Genomic DNA, 18,712 nt, shown 5'->3' with positions numbered 1-18,712 from the left:
GGAGAACGCAGCGAGGGCGCCGGGTTGTGGAGAACCCGGCGCCCTCAGCTCACGAACGAGCCGCTCGGACCTCAGCCGCGCGGCTTGGTGGCGATGTTCACGAGGCGCGGCGCCCGCACGATCACGTTGACGATCTCCCGGTCGCCCACCGACCGCGTGACGGCCTCCGAGCCGCGGGCCAGGGCCTCCAGCTCGTCGGCCGAGATCTTCGGGGAGACCTCGAGCCGGTCGCGCACCTTGCCGTCCACCTGCACGACGGCCGTGACCGACTCCTCGATCAGCAGCGTGGGGTCGGGCTTGCGCCACTGCGCCAGTGCGACCGACGGCCCGTAGCCGAGCTTCTGCCACATGTCCTCGGCGGTGTACGGCGAGAACAGGTTCAGCGCCATCGCGACGACCTCCGCCGCCTCACGCACGGCCGCATCGGCCGGGCCCGCGCCGGTGTCGATGGTCTTTCGGGTGGCGTTCACCAGCTCCATCAGACGTGCGACGACGACGTTAAACTTGAACGACTCCACCAGCCCCGGCGCGTCGGCCAGGAAGCGGTGCGTGACGCGGCGCAGCGCCGCATCCCCCGTCTTCCAGACCACGTCCGGAGCGCTGGTCACGTCGTCCGCGATCCGCCAGGCGCGCGCCAGGAACTTCGCGGAACCGGACGGCGACACGTCGGCCCAGTCGATGTCGTCCTCCGGCGGCCCTGCGAACGCCATGGTCAGGCGCACCGCATCGACGCCGTGCTCGTCGAGCTGCTCCGACAGCTTCACCAGGTTGCCGCGCGACTTGGACATGGCCGAGCCGTCCATCAGCACCAGGCCCTGGTTCAGCAGCGCGGTGAACGGCTCCGTGAAGCTGATGTAGCCGAGGTCGAACAGCACCTTGGTGACGAACCGGGCGTACAGGAGGTGCAGGATGGCGTGCGTCACGCCGCCCACGTACTGGTCGACCGGCGCCCACTTCTCCGCCTCGCGCGGGTCGAAGGCCTGCGTGTCGTCCTTCGGGTTCAGGAAGCGCAGGAAATACCACGAGCTGTCCACGAACGTGTCCATCGTGTCCGTGTCGCGGGTGGCAGGGCCTCCGCACGACGGGCACGCGACGTTCAGCCACTCGGTCGCTCCCCCCAGCGGGCTGGTGCCCTTGGGCTGCAGGTCGAGTCCCTCGGCCGGCGGGAGCAGCACCGGCAGCTCGGACTCGGGCACCGGCACCTCGCCGCACTGCTCGCAGTGGATGATCGGGATGGGCGTGCCCCAGTACCGCTGGCGCGAGATCAGCCAGTCGCGCAGCCGGAAGTTCTTCGCCGGAGCGCCCAGGTGCGACGCCTGCAGCGCCTCGGTGACGCGGCGGATCGCGTTCGACTTGCTCAGCCCGTCGAAGGGCCCCGAATTGATCAGGCGGCCCTCTCCGGTCAGCGCGACCCCGGTCTCGGCCGGGCTCTCCAGCGCGGCCTCCTCCGGCAGGATCGGCTCGCCGGTCTCCGGGTCGGTGTGGATGACCGGGATGGCGCCGGTCACCGGCTGCGTGGTGTCGACGACGACGCGCACCGGCAGGTCGAACGCCCGCGCGAAGTCCAGGTCGCGCTGGTCGTGCGCCGGCACGGCCATGATCGCGCCGTGGCCGTAGTCGCTCAGCACGTAGTCGGCCGCCCAGATCGGCAGCTTCTCCCCCGTCAGCGGGTTGATCGCGTGGCGCTCCAGGAACACGCCGGTCTTCTCGCGCTCGGTGCTCAGCCGGTCCATCTCGGTCGTGCCGCGCACGGCCTCCAGGTACTCGTCGAAGCGCTGCTTGACCTCGGGACGCGCGCCCTCGACCAGCTCGGCGGCCAGGTCGGAGTCCGGGGCGACGACCATGAAGGTGACGCCGTACAGCGTGTCAGGACGGGTCGTGTAGACGGTGACCGGCTCCTCGCGGCCCTCGATCTGGAACGTCACGTCCGCACCCGTCGAGCGCCCGATCCAGTTGCGCTGCATCGAGATGACCTTGGACGGCCACGCGCCCTCCAGCTGGTTCAGGTCGTCCAGCAGGCGGTCGGCGTAGTCGGTGATGCGGAAGTACCACTGGGTCAGCTTCTTCTTGGTGACCAGGTTGTCGCAGCGCTCGCAGCGGCCGTTCACGACCTGCTCGTTCGCCAGCACCGTCTGGTCGAAGGGGCACCAGTTGACCTGGCTGGCCTTGCGGTACGCCAGGCCCTTCTCGTACAGCTTCAGGAACAGCCACTGGTTCCAGCGGTAGTAGGAGGGGTCGCTCGTCTGCAGCACGCGGTCCCAGTCGAAGCTGGGCGCGTAGCGGCGCATCGACGCCTTCTGCTGCGCGATGTTGTCGTTGGTCCAGCCGGCCGGGTCGAGGCCGCGCTTGATGGCCGCGTTCTCGGCGGGCAGGCCGAAGGAGTCCCAGCCGATCGGGTGCAGCACGTTGAAGCCCTGCTGCCGCCAGTAGCGCGCGATGACGTCGCCCAGCGCGTACGCCTCGGCGTGACCCATGTGCAGGTCGCCGGACGGGTACGGGAACATGTCGAGGATGTACTTGCGCGGCCGCGAGTCGGCGGGGTCGTCGGTCGCGAACGGACGCAGCTCCTCCCAGACCGGGAGCCACTTGTCCTGGATCGCGGCGAAGTCGTACTGCGCGCGCTCGGTCTGCGCGTCCTGCGGGGTGCTCGCGGCCGTGGTGCCGGCTGCGTCGTGCTCGTGTGCCACGTGACTCTCAATCTCGGATCCGTCGTGCCGCGGGTGGGTTCGGCGGCACGGAAGAGGTCCGGACGGCGCGCGTCCGGGTCTCCAGCTTACTGAACGTCGGAGTCGTCCAGTCCGTTCCCAGCGGGCTCCCGGTTCGCCGAGGGCGTGACGGGGACGGCGAGACCCGCCGCGCCGAGCAGAGCGGCGGCCTTCACCCGCACCTCCTCCAGCTCCTCGCGCGGCACCGAGAGCGCGGTGATGCCGCCGCCTGCGCCGATCGTCGCCATGCCGCCGGCGAAGTGGATGCTGCGGATCACCATCGCGAGCTCCGCCGTGCCGTCGAACGCGAGGTAGCCGAAGCATCCGGCGAACGCCCCGCGCGGCCCCTGCTCGAGCCGGTGCAGGATGCGCATCGCGCTCAGCTTGGGCGCGCCGGTCATCGAGCCGGCCGGGAAGCACGCGGCCACCGCGTCCACCGCGCCGAGCCCGGTCCGCAGGCGGCCCTCGACGGTGGAGACCAGCTGGTGCACCTGGGCGTAACTCTCCACGGCGAGCAGATTCCGCACCTCGACGGAGCCGACCTCGCTCATCCGGCCCAGGTCGTTGCGCATGAGGTCGACGATCATCACGTTCTCTGCGCGTTCCTTCTCGCTCGCCTCGAGGTCGGCGCGCAACTCGAGGTCGGCGGCGACAGTGGCGCCGCGGGGACGCGTCCCCTTGATCGGGCGGGTGCGGACGCGGCCGTCGGCCTCGACGCGCAGGAACTGCTCCGGCGACGAGCTGACCAGGACGTCGCCCCCGACCCGGACGAACCCGGCGTGCGGCGCGGGGCTGAGCTCGCGCAGCCGCAGGTGCACGGCCAGCGGGTCGGCCTCCGTCCGCGCCTCCGCGCGGTTGGTGAGGCACAGCTGGTAGGCGTCGCCGGCGCGGATGGCGTCCTGGCAGGCGGCGATCGCGGCGAGGTACGCGTCGTCGTCGTGCCGCCAGCGCGCGGTGGCCGCGGGGATGGGGTGCGCGGCGCGGTAGGCGGCTGCGGCGCCCTCGGAGGTCGAGAGGGCCGCAGCCGTCGAGGCGAGCCACGCGCGACCGTCCGGGGTGTCCGGTGCCACGAGATCGGCGGTTCCGGCGGCATGGTCGACGCAGAGGAGGCGGTCGACGAGCAGCAGGGCGGCATCCGGCGTCCCGGAACCGGTGTCGGAGACGGGGACGCCCGTCGCGGCCGCACCCGCCTCGTAGCCCAGCCGGCCCCACCAGCCGACCGGATAGCCGCCGGGCTCGGGATCCGGACGAGCCGCCAGGTCGTCCCGGAGCGCGTCGAGGATCCCGCCCGGGGTCGTGACACCGTCGATCGTCACCGTGCCGTCGGCGACGGACGCGGCCGCAGTCACCGACCCCGTCCCGAGCAGGGACAGCCCCTCCGACGCGTCCGGTCCGCTGTCCAGCCACACGGCGTCGCCGTCGGCGCCGAACAGGGTCACGAACGCGTCCGCCGGGTCGACCCGGGTGTCGAGCCGGTGCACGCGGAGCGGGAAGGCCACCGGACTAGCCTAGGCGAGTGGATCCACAGCGCACCGGACCGATGACCGCGCTCGCCGACTGGGCGGGCGGCGAACTGCGGTTCCGCGACGACTGCGACGTGGTGGAGACCGAACTGCTCGCCGCCGACTCCTTCCTGGTCGAGGAGGGACGCGTCCTCGCCCTCGGCCTGCACCGGTCCCGGTTCGCCGAGACCGCGCGTGAGCAGGGCTTCGGCGACCGCGGCGAGCTGGAGACGTTCTGGGACGCCGGGATCGCCGCCCTGCCGCGCGACGGCGCGTGGTTCCCGCGGTTCGAGCTGGTGCGTGCCCGGGACGCGCTGCGGCTGCGGTTCCGGCAGCGCGCGGCGCCGGAGCGGACGTCGTCGCTCGTCGTCGCGACCGCCGACGCCGACCCGCGCCGGGTCCCGCACCTCAAGGGTCCGGACATCGACAGGCTGAGCGCACTCCGGCAGAAGGCGCAGCGGCGCGGCGCGCAGGAGGCCGTGATCCTGGATGCCGGCCGCGTCTCGGACGGCGCGACGACCGCTCTGCTGTGGTGGCGCGGCGGGACGCTGTTCGCTCCCCCGTTCGAGCTGCCTCGCGTCGACAGTGTCGCCGCGCGGACGGTGCGCGGCGTCGCGGCGGCGCTCGGCGTCCCGGTCGAGGAGGAGGCGGTGCGCCCGTCGGAGCTCGACGGCGCGGTGCTGTGGGCGGTCAACGCGCTGCACGGCATCCGGGCGGTCACCTCCTGGGTCGACGGGCCCGCCCTCGCCGCGGACCCGGCGCGCACGGACGCCTGGCGCGCCCGGTTCGCGGCCCTCGCCCGGCCACTCCCCTCGCCTAGTTGACACGACACGCCGTCCGGCCGGCGGGCTAAGCGGCGTGTTGCGTCAATCAGGCAAGAGGCTAGGCGATGAGCCGGCCGCCCTCCAGTCGGAGGGTGCGGTCGACGAGGTCTGCCGGGACATCGGTGTGCGAGATCAGCAGCACCGTGCGGCCGTCCTCCGCGGCCGTGGTGAGGACGTCGCGGACGATCGCGCCGGCGGCCGCCGCATCCACGTTCGCCGTGGGCTCGTCGACGACCAGCACCGGGAAGTCGGCGAGCAGCGCCCGAGCCAGGGCGATCCGCTGCGCCTGACCGCCGGAGACCAGCGCGCCACGCTCGCCCACGCGAGCGTCGAGCCCGCCGCGCTCGGCCGTCCACTCGGCGAGCCCGACCCGGTCGAGCGCCGCGAGCAGTTCGTCGTCGGTGGCCGTGTCGCGGGCGAAGAGGAGGTTCTGCCGCAGGTCGGCGTCGAACAGGTACGGTCGCTGCTCCACGAGCCCGACCGCGCGCCGCACGTCGTCCTGCCGGAGCCCGCGTGTCTCGACCCCGTCGAGCGCGTAGCAGCCGGTGTGGTCGAGCAGGCGGGTGAGGACGTGCGCGAGGGCGGTCTTGCCGGCCCCGGTCGGCCCGGTGAGCACGACGCGCTCCCCCGGCCGCAGCCGCAGCGACACGTCGCTGAGTACGTCGCCTTCCGCATCCGGCCAATGCGCCGTCACACCGTCGAGCCGCACCTCCGGCACGCCGCCGAGCGCGAGCGGTGACGCGTCCGGGGTGTCCACCGGGATGCCGTCGGGCACGGTCGCGGGAGCGACGTCCGCGATCCGCTCGGCGCTCGCGCGCACCCGACGCCAGGCGCCGAACGCGAGCGGGACCATCCCGAACACCTCGAACACCGCCAACGGGAGGAGGGCGAGCACCGCGAGTCCCGGCGCGCTGAGCGCGCCGTCGCGGAGAGCGGGGACCCCGGCGGCCAGCGCCCACACGGTCGCGGCGCCCGCGAGCACGGACACGACGCCGGCCGTCACGCCCAGCCCCGCGGCACGCGACCGCGCGGCCGCCGTCAGCCGGTCGCTCGCCAGCCGCACCCGCCCCTGCGCGGCGGGCAGCGCGTCGTACGCGGTGAGGACGTCGAGGTTCGCGACCAGGTCGTGCAGTGCGTCGTTCAGGGCGGCGCGCAGCGGGGCGATCCGCCGCTCCGACGAGGCGGTCGCCCACCGGTTCACGAGCACGCCGGCGACGAGGGCCACCAGCAGGGTCGCCAGCAGCGCGACCCCCGCGGCCGGGAGGATGAGGAAGGCGACGACGGCGCTCCCCGTCACGACGACGGCCGCGGTGACCAGGGGCTGCACGACCCGCAGGGCGAGATTCTGCAGCTCGTCGACGTCGTCGGCCACCCGCGTCAGCAGGTCTCCCGAGCGGACGCCGCGGAGGCCGTCGGGGGCCAGCGGCTCGAGCCGCCGGTACAGCCGCGAGCGGACGGTGCCGAGCTGACGGAACGCGGCGTCGTGCCCGGCGAGGCGCTCCAGATAGCGGAAGAACGCCCGGCCGAGAGCGAACGCGCGAACACCCACGACCGCCATCGACAGGTACAGCATCGCCGGCTGCTCCGACGCCCGCGTGATCAGCCACGCGGACACCCCGAGCAGCGCCACCGCGCTCGCCCCGCTCAGCACGCCGAAGGCGATCGCGGTGCCCAGCCGGCCCGCGGGCGGCACGGCGAGCCGCAGGATGCGACGCACCTCGGGAGTTGGCGCGGTGAGCGTCTCAGCGGACACGGGACGCCTCCTCCGACTCGACGGCGATCACCCGGTCGGCGGCCTCCGCGGCCGCATTCCGGTGGCTGACCACGAGCACCGCCGCGCCCTGTTCCGCCACGCGCCGCAGCGACGCCAGCAGCCGGCGCTCGGTCGCGGCGTCCAGCGCCGAGGTCGGCTCGTCGAGGATGAGCACCCGGCACCCGCGGGTCCGCAGCCGGTAGAGCGCCCGCGCGACGGCGACGCGCTGCGCTTGGCCTCCGGAGAGCCCGGTGCCGCCGGCGCCGAGCTCCGTCCCCGGATCGAGTTCGCCGGCCGCCGCATCGCGCAGCGCCTCGGTGACGGCGGCTTCGTCCGGCGCCGGGTTGCCGAGCGCCACGTTGTCGGCGATGGTGCCCGCGACGAGCCCCGGGCGCTGTCCGGCCCACGCGATCGCGCCCCGGCGGCCCTCGGCGTCCGCCCGGCCGCCGGCGAGGATGCGACCCTCCGCGGGCACGAACCCGAGCGCCGCGCCGACAAGGGACGACTTGCCCGCTCCGCTCGGCGCCCGCAGCACCGCCAGCTCGCCCGGCGGCACCTCGGCGGTGAAGCCGTCGACCACCGTCCGCCCGTCGTACCCGACGGTCACCTCGTCGAACACCAGCCCGTCGCCGGGCGTCGCACCGGGCGCGACGGCCGGTTCTCCGACGCCGTCCGCCGCTTCGATGACCGCGAACGCCCGATCCGCCGCCTCCATGCCCTCGGCCGCCGCGTGGTAGCTCGCGCCGACGTTCCGGAGCGGCAGGAACGCCTCCGGCGCGAGCAGCAGCACGAACAGGCCGACCGACAGATCCAGCGAGCCGCCCAGCAGCCGGAGCCCGATCGTGACCGCGATCACTGCGACCGACAGGCTCGCCACCAGCTCGAGCACGAAGCCGGAGAGGAACGACATCCGCAGCACCTTCATCGTGTGCATCCGGTACTGGTCGCTGACCTCGCGGATGCGCGCCTCCTGCCGGTGTTGCCTGCCGAACAGCTTCAGCGTGGAGAGCCCGGCGACGACATCCAGGAAGCCGCTCGACAGCGTCGACAGCGCGCGCCACTGCCGCTTCTGCGCCGCCTGGGTCGCCCAGCCGACGAGCACCATGAAGACGGGGATGAGCGGGAGCGTGACGAGCAGCACGATCCCGCTGGTCAGGTCCGCCCAGCCGATGGTCAGCACGAGGAGCGGCGTGGCCACCGCGGTGGCGACCAGCTGCGGCAGGTAGCCGGCGAAGTAGCCCTCCAGCGCCTCCATGCCGTGTCCGGCGACCAGGGTCACGTCGCCGGAGCTGCGCCGGGCGACCCACCCGGGGCCCAGCCTCCCGATCGCCGCGGTCAGCCGCTCACGAAGCTGGCCGACGGCCCGGGCGCCTCCTCGGGCCGCCACCGCGTCCGTCGCCCACAGCAGCAGACCGCGCGCGGCGACGACCCCGGCGAGCAGCAGCAGCGTCCCGCCCAGCGAGCCCAGCTCCTCCCCCGCGATCGCGCGGACGATCACGTCGGTGACCAGCCACGAGAAGGCGACGACGCACGCCGTCCGCAGTACGGCGAGCAGGGCGCCGGCCGCGAGCGTGCCGCGGGTCGCGGAGGCGTACTTCAGGAGGCGCGGGTCGAGCGGGCGCATGTCAGGCGGTCACCGGCTGCTGCGGCTCCCCCGCGTCGTCGGCACGCTCCTGCGGGATGTGGTCGCGGGTCACGCGCTTGCGGAAGATCCAGTACGTCCAGCCCTGGTAGACCAAAATGAGCGGCAGGAAGATCGCCGCGACCCAGGTCATGATCGACAGCGTCGTGTCGGAGCTCGACGCGTTCGCGATCGTCAGGCTGTTCTCCGGGTTCGGCGACGACGGCATGACGTTCGGGAACAGCGCCGCGAACAGCGAGACCACGGCCAGCGCGATCGTCGCGGCCATGAAGCCGAACGACCAGCCCTCGGCCCCGCGCAGGTTCGCGATCCAGGAGGCGATCAGGGCCACGGCGGCGAAGATCGCGAGGGCCAGGAACACCGGCGAGAAGTGGTTCAGCGCCGTCCAGCCGAGGAAGACGGCGGCCACCACGATCGCCGCGGCGCCCGAGCGGGTGGCCAGCTTCCGCGCCCGCACCCGGAGATCGCCGTCCGTCTTCAGCGAGACGAACACCACGCCGTGGGTGAAGAACAGCAGCAGGGTGGTCAGTCCGCCGAGCAGCGCGTAGCCGTTCAGCAGGTCGAACAGGGTGCCGGTGTAGTCGTGGTGCGCGTTCAGCGCGACGCCCTGCACGATGTTGGCGAACGCCACGCCCCAGAGGAACGCGGGCAGCGCGGAGCCGACTACGATCATCCCGTCGAACCAGCGCTTCCACCGCGCGTCGGGACGCTGGTGCCGGTACTCGAACGACACGCCGCGCGCGATGAGCGCGAGCAGGATGAGCAGCAGCGCCAGGTAGAAGCCGCTGAACAGGGTCGCGTACCACTCCGGGAAGGCCGCGAACAGCGCGGCGCCTCCGACGATCACCCACGTCTCGTTGAGGTCCCAGACCGGACCGATCGTGTTGATCATCACGCGCCGGTCGGTGTCGTCGCGGCCGAGGAACGGCAGCGCCATACCGACCCCGAAGTCGAACCCGTCGAGCACGAAGTAGCCGACGAAGAAGAAGGCGACGATGCCGAACCAGAGAACTGCCAGATCCATTTTCGTGCTCCTTCTAGTAGACCGTCGTGACCGGGACGGGCTCGCCGGCCTCGTCGAGGTGCTTCTCGACCGGCTCCGGGCCCTTCTGGGCGGCGCGTTTGATCAGCTTGAACTCGACGACGGCGAGGGTGCCGTAGATGGCGGTGAAGGCGATCAGCGAGATCAGCACCTCGAGGCCGGTCGTGCCGGGCGAGACGCCGTCGGCCGTCTTCATGAGGCTGAACACGATCCACGGCTGCCGGCCCATCTCGGTGAAGATCCAGCCGACGATCATGGCCAGCAGCGAGAGCGGCATGGCCCAGATGGCGATCTTCCACATCCAGGGCCGGGCCGGGCTGCGGCCCTTGCGGGTCAGCCACAGGCCGACGACCGCGATCAGGACGTGCAGCATGCCGAGCCCGATCATCCAGCGGAACGCCCAGTAGGTGACCCAGATGATCGGCGTGTAGTCGCCGGGGCCGTACAGCTGCGTGTACTGCGCCTGCAGGTCGTTGATGCCCTCGACCGTGCCGTTCAGGGTGTGCGTGGAGAGGAACGACAGCAGGTACGGGATGCGGATTGAGAACAGCTCGTGGACGCCGTCCGGCGTTCCGAGGGTGAAGATCGAGAACGACGCATCCGCTCCGGTCGAGGTCTTGTACAGGGCTTCGGCCGCGGCCATCTTCATCGGCTGGGTCGAGACCATGGCGAGTCCCAGCTGGTCGCCGCTGAGCACCGTCCCGACCCCGGCACCGACCATCAGCCACAGGCCGAACTTGAGCGCCGGCCGCATGGTCTCCAGGTTCCGGTTGCGTGACAGGTGCCAGGCGGCGACGGCGATGATGAGCCCCGCCGAGACCATGAAGCAGCCGAAGATCGTGTGCGGGAAGGCTGCGAGGGCGACCTTGTTGGTGAGCACGGCCCAGAGGTCGGTCAGCTCGGCGCGGCCCTTCGCAGCGTTGATGTGGTAGCCGACCGGGTTCTGCATGAACGCGTTGGCGGCGAGGATGAAGTAGGCCGACAGGATGGTGCCGATGGACGTGATCCAGATGGTCGCGAGGTGCAGGCCCTTGGGGAGCTTGTCCCAGCCGAAGATCCAGAGGCCGATGAAGGTGGCCTCCAAGAAGAAGGCGAGCAGGCCCTCAAGTGCCAGCGGGGCGCCGAAGATGTCGCCCACGAAGCGCGAGTAGTCGGACCAGTTCATGCCGAACTGGAACTCCTGCACGATGCCGGTGACGACGCCCATCGCGAAGTTGATGAGGAAGATCTTCCCGAAGAAGTGCGTCAGCTGCAGGTAGTGCGGCTTACCGGTGCGGTACCAGGCGGTCTGGAAGATCGCGGTGCAGGTGACCAGGCCGATGGTGAGCGGTACGAACAAGAAGTGGTAGATCGTCGTGAGTCCGAACTGCCAGCGTGCCAGCAGGAGCGGATCCAGCAGCTCGTTCACATGCCATCCCTCCGTTACTTCTACGTTCTGTAGAAGTCCAACTTCTACAAAGTGTAGAACATTCTCAGGCGGATCGCGCTACCCTGGGGATGTGGCCAATCTCGGAGAACTCGAACGGGCCGTCATGGACGCCCTGTGGGACGGCGAAGCCCCCGTCACCGCCGGGGAGCTACGCGACAAGCTAGCGGCGGCGCGCCAGGGCGGCAAGGCACCGGCGCTCACCACCATCCTCACCGTCCTCTCCCGCCTGGAGTCGAAGGGATTCGTCGCCCGCGACCGCGACGCCCGGCCCCACCTCTACACCGCCGCGCTCACCCGGGCCGGCCACGTCGCCGACCTGATGCGCGAAGTGCTCGAGTCGTCGTCCGACCGCACCCAGGCACTCGCCTACTTCGTCGGGTCTGTCGACGAGTCGGAGGCCGAGGTGCTCCGGCGCCTCCTCGACGCCCGCAGCGTGTGAGCGCCTCCCCCGTGACGGGGCTCTGGGCCGCGGTCTTCCTGGGCGCCCTCGCGGTGGCCCTCGCCTGGCCGGTGCCGCTCCTGCTCGCCCGGGCGAAGTGGCCGTCCGCTGCCCCCGTGCTCGCCGTCGCCCTGTGGCAGTCGATCGCGCTCGCGGGAGGCATCTCGATGATCGGGTCGCTGCTCGTCGCGGGGCTGCAGCCGTTCGGCGACGACCTGTGGAGCCGGATCGCGGGGGCCGCGTCCTCGGTCTTCCACGGACCCCTGCCGCCGGACGTCACGCTGCTGAACGCCTTCCTTCTGAGCGCCGCGGTCCTGCTCACGGCGCACCTGCTGCTCAACCTTGCGCTCACCTCCGTGCGCAGCCGCAACCAGCGGCACCGGCACATGGAGCTGCTACGGCTGCTGTCGTCGCCGCTGCCCGACACCCCGAGCACGCGGGTGATCGACCATCCCGCGCCGGCCGCCTACTGCCTGCCCGGGGCCCGCAGCGTCACCGTGCTGTCGGAGGGGATGATCGAGCTGCTCTCCCCCGCCGAGCTCGACGCCGTCGTCGCCCACGAGCGCGCCCACCTGCGGCAGAAGCACCACCTGCTGCTCGACGCGTTCCGCTCCTGGAAGCGCTCGCTGCCGTGGTTCCCGATCGCGACCCGGGCGCAGGACGCCGTGGCGCTGCTGCTGGAGATGCTCGCCGACGACACCGCGCGGCGCACCTCGGGGGATGCGGTGCTCGCGGAAGCGATCCGGCTGGTCGACGAGACCGGCCAGGCGGGCGCCGTGCTCGGCGCGCCGAAGGACCGGCGCACCCCCGAGCAGCGGCGCGCGGCGCTGGCCGCGCGCGAGGATCGGCTGACCGACGGCCGCCGCACGGTCGGGCCGCTGCTCCGCGCCTCTGTCGTCGTCGCGACCGTCCTCCTCGTCGTCGTGCCGCCCGTCGTCGTCCTCCTCTCCTGACAGGCCACTCCCACGCCATCGCCTCCTGAGTTCTTCGCCCCGACACGCGGTGCTCGCTCGAGAAACTCAGGAGCTGATGGCTTGGGGCGAGGGCTCAGGGGACGACGCTAGGGTTCGGGTATGCCGCGACGGGAGCCGACGACATGAACGACGCACTGACCTGGGTGCTCGACCTGGTGCAGAGCGTCGATCCGGCGCTCCGGACGCTGCTCGCAGGGGTTGGCATCATGCTGGAGACCTCGATCCTGGTCGGCCTCATCGTGCCGGGCGACACGATCGTCCTCGTCGCCAGCACCGCGGTGGAGGGACCGGTCGAGTACCTCGCGCTCGTCGTCGCCGTGATCGTGGGGGCGCTGTGCGGCGAGTCGATCGGGTTCGCGCTCGGCCGCTGGTTCGGCCCGCGCATCCGCGCCAGCCGGCTCGGCGCCCGCATCGGCACGCGCAACTTCGACCGCGCGGAGGCCTATCTGGCGCGGCGCGGCGGCATCGCGGTCTTCCTGTCGCGCTTCCTGCCGGTGCTGCACTCCCTCATCCCGCTCACCGTCGGCATGAGCCCGATGCGGTACCGCACCTTCATGGCCTGGACGGCGCCCGCCTGCGTGCTCTGGACGCTCGCCTATGTCAGTGTCGGCTCGGCCGCCGCGGGCGGGTACCGCGAGCTCTCTCGCGAGCTGCACTGGGCCGGCTACGTGTTCGTCGCGGTGATCGCCCTGTTCGTGCTCGCCGTGTTCGTGGTCAAGAAGGTGCTCGGCAAGCGGGAGGCCCGGCACATGGAAGCGGCGGCCCGGGAGTCCGAGCCGCCGCTTCACGAAGCCGAGTGACCGGCTACTTGATCGGGTGGTCCTGAAGCCACTTCTTGGCGACCGCGTCGGGCTGGGTCTTGCTCGAGCCCTGGTTCTCGGCGTTCATGTCGATGAGGTCCGATGTGGTGAGCTCCTTGGAGACCTTGTTCAGGACCTCCTTCACCTTGTCCGACGCCTTCTTCGAGTTGATCAGCGGAACGATGTTCTGCGCCGCGATCAGGCTCTTCGGGTCCTTGAGGGTCACGAAGCCGTTGTCCTTGATGGCCGGGGTCGTCGTGTAGATGTCGGCCAGCTGCACGTCGCCGTTCTTCAGCGCCGCGACGGTCAGCGGACCGCCCGAGTCACTGATCGGCTTGAGCGTCGCGGTGACGCCGTAGGCCGACTTGAGGCCCGGGATGCCGTAGGGTCGGGTCTCGAACTCCGGGTTGGCGCCGACCGTGAGCGGCACGGTGACCTTCTTCAGGTCGTCGAGGCTCGTCACGCCGTACTTGTCGGAGAACTCCTTGGTGACGTTGTACGAGTCGGCGTCCTGCGCCTCCGACTGGTCGAGCACCTCGTAGCCCTTCGGCAGCGCCTTGCCGAGCGCGCTGTAGACGTCGTCGCTGGAGGTCGCGGTGCTGTTCTTGTCGTAGAACTGGAGCAGGTTGCCGCTGTACTCCGGGATGAGGTCGATCGAGCCGTCCTGCAGCGCCTTCAGGTAGACGTCGCGCTGGCCGATGCTCGGCTTGTAGGAGACCTTGATGCCGTTGGCCGCGAGGGCCTGGCCGTAGATCTGCATCAGGATCTCGGACTCGCCGAAGGCGGCCGAACCGACCGTCACGGTGTCGCCGGACGAGGAGCTGGAACCGGTGTTGAACGCTCCGCCGCCGGACGAGCAGGCGCTCAGGGCGAGCAGCGCCCCGGCAGCGAGCACGCCTGCTGCCAGGCGGCTCTTCTTCGATGCGAACATGATCTCTCTTCTCTCGGTGTGTTTCGGTGTTCTCTGTGTGCGGGCAGGAAGGTCAGGAGGACGTGGCGCCCTCGGGCGTGGCGGTCCGGGTCCGCCCGCGCCCGCCCTCCGCGGTGTCGCGGACGCGGCCGGCGAGGACGCCGCGCGGGACGACGAGCCGCTGGACGATCGCGAAGAGGCCGTCGGAGACGAGCGCGAGCGCGATGACGATGATGGAGCCGCCAAGCATCTCGGGGTAGTTCTGCACGGCAATGCCGTCGAAGAGGAACCGGCCGAGCCCGCCGACGGGCAGGATGGCCGCGACCGTCCACGTCGCGATGACCTGCAGCGCCCCCGAGCGGATGCCGCCGATGACGAGCGGGAGGGCCAGCGGCAGCTCCACCTTGGCGAAGACCTGCCAGCCGGTCATGCCGATCGCCCTGGCCGCGTCGATGGGCGCCCGGTCGACCGATTCGAGGCCCGAGTACGCGCCCGCGAGCAGGGGCGGGATCGCCAGGATGGTTAGGGCGATCAAGGGCGGCACGATCGAGACGTTCGCGGTGATCAATGCGAGGTAGATCACGAGTCCCAGGGTGGGGAGCGCCCGGAGCGCGCCTGAGACGCCGACCGCGAGGCCGCGCAGCCTGCCGGTGTGTCCGATCGCGAACCCGATCGGGAGCGCGATGGCGGCCGCGAGCAGGAGCGTCATCAGCGAGTACAGGATGTGCTCGAGCGTCCGCGCCGGGATGCCGCCGGCGCCGACCCAGTTGGCCGGGTCGAAGATCCACCCGAAGGCGGCGACGATGTCGGTCATGCTCCGGTCACCGCCTTCATGGCAGCGCCGCGCTCCCGCTTACGGGCGCGCCGGTCGGCCCGCGTCCACGGCATGAACAGCCTGCCCAGGCCGACCAGGATCAGGTCGAAGACGAGGGCCAGGATCATGATGAGGACGATGCCCGTCAGGGCCTCCTCAGGGTAGTTCCGGTTGATGCTGTCCGTGAACAGGACGCCGAGGTTGGGGACGCCGAGCAGTGCCCCGACGCTCACCAGACTCACCGTGCTCACCGAGACGACCCGCACTCCGGCGAGCAGCACGGGTCCGGCGAGCGGGAGCTCCACGGACCAGAACCGCCGCCAACCGGAGAAGCCCACAGCGGTCGCCGACTGCTTCACCTCTCCGGGGACCGCAGCGAGGGCGTCCGCCGCGGTGCGCACCATCAGCGCAAGCGCGTACACGCTCAGCGCGACCACCACGTTCACCGGCGACAGGATCTGCGTGCCGATCAGTGCGGGCATCGCGAAGAAGAACGGCAGCGACGGGATGGCGTAGAGGATGCCGCACACCGTGAGCAGCACGCCGCGGCTCCAGCGGTAGCGGTTCGCCACCCACCCGATGGGCACCGCGACCACGAACCCGATGACGATCGGCAGCGCCGCCAGCCACACGTGGGAGACCGTGAGATTCCAGACCTGGCCGAGATTCGACCACAAGAAGCTCACGACGCGTCCTCACCCTGCGCCGGAGCACCCGCGACCGGAACGGTCGCGGCCTTTGCCTCGAAGGGGACGGCGCCGCCGGTCGGCGCGCCGGACAGGACGCCCGCGGGGCGCCCGTCGTCGTCGACGAGCACGGAGCCCGTCGGCGTCTGCTCCACGTGGAGGACGCGCCGGCCGCGCTCCGCGCCGATGAACGACGCGACGAAGTCGTCGGCCGGGTCGGCGAGGATTTCGGACGGAGTGCCCTTCTGCGCGACGATCCCGCCCTTGCGGAAGATCACGACCTGGTCGCCGAGCTTGAACGCCTCGTCGATGTCGTGCGTCACGAAGACGACGGTCTTGCCGAGATCGCGCTGCAGCCGGAGCAGCTCGTTCTGCAGGTCGTCGCGCACGATGGGGTCGACCGCGCCGAACGGCTCGTCCATCAGCAGGATGTTGGGGTCGACCGCGAGGCCGCGTGCGACGCCGACGCGCTGCTGCTGGCCGCCGGACAGCTGGCTCGGATAGCGGTCGGCCAGCGACCGCTCGAGGCCGACCGTGTCCATCAGTTCGAGCGCCCGCTGCCGCGCCTCCTTCTTCTTGACGCCCTTGAGCAGCGGCACCGTCGCGATGTTGTCGACGACCTTTCGGTGCGGGAGGAGGCCGGAGTTCTGCATCACGTACCCGATCGAGCGACGGAGCGCGACGGGCTCGAGGGAGAGCACATCCTCTCCGTCGATCTCGATCGCGCCGGAGGTCGGGTCGACCATGCGGTTGATCATCCGGAGGATGGTCGTCTTGCCGCTGCCGGAGGAGCCCACCAGCACGGTGATCTTGCGCGAAGGGATCACCAGCGAGAAGTCGTCGACCGCCAGCGTCCCGTCGGGGAAGCGCTTCGTCACGTCGCGGAACTCGATCACGACAGCCCTCCACTGGGGAGTGCTGCGCGCTCGGAGTCGCTCGGGTGTGCGGGGACTGAGTCGGCCATCGTCTTCAGCCAAACAGGGTCGAGCCGATTACGCAACGGAATGCGTCGAATTGTGGCACTCAGGGTCGGTCGCATGCCGGCCCCCCTTCGGTGTCGTGGCGTTCGGTGCGGAGGGCCTTGAGGCCCGCCTACGCCCTCTGTTCGGAGCGCTCGCCCGTGTGGATGCCAACCTGCCACCGACCACCGACATTCCCGCGTCCCACGAGAGGACGCGGGCACACCGGTCAGGCGTTGTCGCCGAAGCGCCGCTCCAAGTACTCGCGGGCCACGGTGCGGGCCTCGGAGATGAAACGCTCGTCGCCCTCCGGGTCCTCCACGAAGGCTCGATTGATCAGGGAGTCCATGATCTCGACGACGACCTCGAGGCGGAAGGACAGCTCCTCGCCCGAGGGAAGGCCGTACTCGTCGGACAGGATCTCGGCGAACTGCTGCGCGAAGCCGACCGGGCGGACCACCTCGTCCTCCGGCACCCCGGCGCGCTCGACGTCGGAGAAGCGGATGATACGGAAGCCCGGCTCGGTGCGGAACATGCCGACGAAGGCGTCGATGGCGCACTCGACGGCGTTCCACCAGTGCGCAGGCGACTCGGCGTCGATCGCCGCGACGACCGAGCGGCGGTAGCGCAGCAGTGCGCGGTCGCGCAGGGCCTGGAGCAGGACGATGCGGTCGGGGAAGTAGCGGTAGACCGTTCCGATGGACGCTCCGGCGCGCTCGGCGACCATCGCGGTCGTGAGGCGGTCGAACCCGATCTCGTCGACGACGGCCGCGGCCGCGTCGAGCAGGGCGTCGATCCGGGCGGCGCTGCGCTCCTGGATGGGTTCCGTGCGGACGAGCGGAGCTCCGACGGTGCTCTGCCCGGCGACCAGATCATTGATGGGCACGAGGGCGACTCCTTCTCTAGTCGTACAAGTGGTGGTGCGGGTCCCCAGCCCGGCGACGTCGTGAGCGTCGCGCTTCCCGTGAATCATATTCGGGGAAACCTCACTTCCGCTGGGCATTAGCCTTCGACGCGCCGCAGAAAAGTCCCCCAGATCTGGGGGATGCATTCGTGCCCGCCTCCACTCCATGAGAAAATACATCAGATGCCCTCCCCCGAATCGCGCCACGAGCCCGTCTCCGGCGACTCCCCCTCCCGCCGCGGCGCAGCGGTCGAGCCGATCATGCATCGGGCCGCGCGCATCGAGGACGCCTTCCACGAATTCCGTGCGAGGCGGGCTCGGAAACGTGGCTTCCTGGCGACGGTCGTGCCCTACACCGGCTACGGGTCGCCCAGCTGGGTGCGCATCCTCGGGCGCGTCGTGCTGGCGAAGGACCCGCGGCCCGGTTCGCGGGCGGAGCGGCTGCACCGCAAGCGCGAGGAGTCGATCCGCGGCTGGCGCTCGTTCGTCAGCGTCCCGCTGGCCCAGACGACGGTGACCGTGGAGGTGGAGGGCGAGCGGCACGAGGTGGTGACCGACCGCGGCGGTGTCATCGACACGGTCATCCCGGTCCAGCTCACGCCGGGGTGGCACACCGCGCGGCTGTCGACCGCCGAGTCGACCCGCGTCTTCGAGGCGCCCGTCTTCGTGGTCGACCCGAAAGCGACCTTCGGAGTGATCTCCGATGTGGACGACACCGTCATGGTGACGGCCCTGCCGCGTCCCCTGCTCGCAGCCTGGAACACGTTCGTTCTCGACGAGCATGCCCGCGTTCCGACGCCGGGCATGGCCGTGCTGCTCGAGCGGCTGGCCTCCGCGCATCCGGGCACCCCGGTGATCTACCTGTCGACCGGAGCCTGGAACGTCGCACCGACGCTCAGCCGGTTCCTCTCGCGCAACCTGTTCCCCGCCGGCCCGCTGCTTCTGACGGACTGGGGGCCCACGCACGACCGCTGGTTCCGCAGCGGACGCGAGCACAAGCGCACCAGCCTCGAGCGGCTCTCCCAGGAGTTCCCCGGCCTCAAGTGGCTGCTGATCGGGGACGACGGGCAGCACGACGAGGACCTCTACGGCGAGTTCACCGTCGCGCACCCGGAGAACGTGTCGGCCGTGGCCATCCGCCAGCTCTCCAGCGGCGAGGCCGTGCTCGCGGGCGGGCGCTCGAAGGCGGAGAAGCACAGCGAGCTGTCGGGAGCGCCGTGGGTCTATGCGCCCGACGGCGCCGGGCTGAGCGAGCAGCTCGGGGAGCTGGGCCTGCTCCCGTAGCGCCGGCGCCGCACCGCGGTGTCGGTGGGGCCTGCCAGGATGGCG

Annotated in this window: 16 protein-coding genes; 5 read left to right on the top strand and 11 right to left on the bottom strand. The window is 71.2% G+C overall.

Going from position 1 to position 18,712, the window contains the following annotated elements:
- Positions 1 to 71 precede the first annotated feature (71 nt).
- A complete protein-coding gene (gene leuS, locus HNO83_RS02935; RefSeq protein ID WP_175336036.1) occupies positions 72 to 2,687 on the bottom strand; it encodes a leucine--tRNA ligase in 2,616 nt (871 codons plus the stop codon).
- Positions 2,688 to 2,773: 86 nt separating this feature from the next.
- Positions 2,774 to 4,204: an aminodeoxychorismate synthase component I gene (gene pabB, locus HNO83_RS02930; RefSeq protein ID WP_175336035.1), complete on the bottom strand. Its 1,431-nt coding sequence runs from the start codon at positions 4,202 to 4,204 to the stop codon at positions 2,774 to 2,776.
- 17 nt (positions 4,205 to 4,221) lie between these two features.
- Here pabB and HNO83_RS02925 point away from each other — a divergent pair, with 17 nt between their 5' ends.
- The gene (locus tag HNO83_RS02925) at positions 4,222 to 5,031 is read left to right on the top strand and encodes an aminotransferase class IV (RefSeq protein ID WP_175336034.1); all 810 of its coding nucleotides are present in this window, start codon (positions 4,222 to 4,224) and stop codon (positions 5,029 to 5,031) included.
- 58 nt (positions 5,032 to 5,089) lie between these two features.
- Here HNO83_RS02925 and cydC read toward each other — a convergent pair whose 3' ends face one another.
- Genes cydC through HNO83_RS02905 form a run of 4 tightly spaced genes read right to left on the bottom strand, consistent with a single transcriptional unit; the run spans position 5,090 to position 10,876 of the window.
- The gene (cydC, locus tag HNO83_RS02920) at positions 5,090 to 6,784 is read right to left on the bottom strand and encodes a thiol reductant ABC exporter subunit CydC (protein WP_175336033.1); all 1,695 of its coding nucleotides are present in this window, start codon (positions 6,782 to 6,784) and stop codon (positions 5,090 to 5,092) included.
- Positions 6,774 to 8,408: a thiol reductant ABC exporter subunit CydD gene (cydD, locus tag HNO83_RS02915; protein WP_175336032.1), complete on the bottom strand. Its 1,635-nt coding sequence runs from the start codon at positions 8,406 to 8,408 to the stop codon at positions 6,774 to 6,776. The genes cydC and cydD overlap by 11 nt, the downstream gene beginning before the upstream one ends.
- Before the next feature lies 1 nt (position 8,409).
- The gene (gene cydB, locus HNO83_RS02910) at positions 8,410 to 9,450 is read right to left on the bottom strand and encodes a cytochrome d ubiquinol oxidase subunit II (RefSeq protein WP_175336031.1); all 1,041 of its coding nucleotides are present in this window, start codon (positions 9,448 to 9,450) and stop codon (positions 8,410 to 8,412) included.
- Between the two features lie 13 nt (positions 9,451 to 9,463).
- Positions 9,464 to 10,876: a cytochrome ubiquinol oxidase subunit I gene (locus HNO83_RS02905; protein WP_175336030.1), complete on the bottom strand. Its 1,413-nt coding sequence runs from the start codon at positions 10,874 to 10,876 to the stop codon at positions 9,464 to 9,466.
- Positions 10,877 to 10,967: 91 nt separating this feature from the next.
- Here HNO83_RS02905 and HNO83_RS02900 point away from each other — a divergent pair, with 91 nt between their 5' ends.
- The 3 genes from HNO83_RS02900 (at position 10,968) to HNO83_RS02890 (ending at position 13,110) form a co-directional block, all read left to right on the top strand.
- Positions 10,968 to 11,336 (top strand): BlaI/MecI/CopY family transcriptional regulator, encoded by a 369-nt coding sequence (locus HNO83_RS02900; protein ID WP_175336029.1) that lies wholly within the window; start codon positions 10,968 to 10,970, stop codon positions 11,334 to 11,336.
- Positions 11,333 to 12,289 carry a M56 family metallopeptidase gene (locus tag HNO83_RS02895; RefSeq protein WP_175336028.1) on the top strand — a complete coding sequence of 319 codons (957 nt, stop codon included), beginning with the start codon at positions 11,333 to 11,335 and terminating at the stop codon, positions 12,287 to 12,289. Before HNO83_RS02900 ends, HNO83_RS02895 begins: the two co-directional genes overlap by 4 nt.
- Before the next feature lie 143 nt (positions 12,290 to 12,432).
- On the top strand, positions 12,433 to 13,110 hold the full coding sequence (locus tag HNO83_RS02890; RefSeq protein ID WP_175336027.1) for a DedA family protein: 678 nt from the start codon (positions 12,433 to 12,435) through the stop codon (positions 13,108 to 13,110).
- A 4-nt stretch (positions 13,111 to 13,114) separates the two neighbouring features.
- Here HNO83_RS02890 and HNO83_RS02885 read toward each other — a convergent pair whose 3' ends face one another.
- The 5 genes from HNO83_RS02885 to HNO83_RS02865 form a co-directional block, all read right to left on the bottom strand.
- Complete coding sequence (locus HNO83_RS02885) at positions 13,115 to 14,041, bottom strand: ABC transporter substrate-binding protein (RefSeq protein WP_175336026.1); 927 nt, start codon at positions 14,039 to 14,041, stop codon at positions 13,115 to 13,117.
- A gap of 52 nt (positions 14,042 to 14,093) precedes the next feature.
- Positions 14,094 to 14,834, bottom strand: coding sequence for an ABC transporter permease (locus HNO83_RS02880; RefSeq protein WP_175336025.1), 741 nt, complete (start codon positions 14,832 to 14,834; stop codon positions 14,094 to 14,096).
- Positions 14,831 to 15,520, bottom strand: coding sequence for an ABC transporter permease (locus HNO83_RS02875; RefSeq protein ID WP_175336024.1), 690 nt, complete (start codon positions 15,518 to 15,520; stop codon positions 14,831 to 14,833). Before HNO83_RS02875 ends, HNO83_RS02880 begins: the two co-directional genes overlap by 4 nt.
- Complete coding sequence (locus HNO83_RS02870) at positions 15,517 to 16,416, bottom strand: ABC transporter ATP-binding protein (RefSeq protein ID WP_175336023.1); 900 nt, start codon at positions 16,414 to 16,416, stop codon at positions 15,517 to 15,519. Before HNO83_RS02870 ends, HNO83_RS02875 begins: the two co-directional genes overlap by 4 nt.
- 292 nt (positions 16,417 to 16,708) lie before the next feature.
- The gene (locus tag HNO83_RS02865) at positions 16,709 to 17,365 is read right to left on the bottom strand and encodes a TetR/AcrR family transcriptional regulator (protein ID WP_175336022.1); all 657 of its coding nucleotides are present in this window, start codon (positions 17,363 to 17,365) and stop codon (positions 16,709 to 16,711) included.
- A 201-nt stretch (positions 17,366 to 17,566) separates the two neighbouring features.
- Here HNO83_RS02865 and HNO83_RS02860 point away from each other — a divergent pair, with 201 nt between their 5' ends.
- On the top strand, positions 17,567 to 18,667 hold the full coding sequence (locus HNO83_RS02860) for an App1 family protein phosphatidate phosphatase (protein WP_175336021.1): 1,101 nt from the start codon (positions 17,567 to 17,569) through the stop codon (positions 18,665 to 18,667).
- Positions 18,668 to 18,712 lie beyond the last annotated feature (45 nt).

This window comes from Leifsonia sp. C5G2, assembly GCF_013359685.1.
Taxonomy (GTDB): domain Bacteria; phylum Actinomycetota; class Actinomycetes; order Actinomycetales; family Microbacteriaceae; genus Leifsonia.
This window is presented reverse-complemented; position numbering and strand designations above follow the sequence as displayed.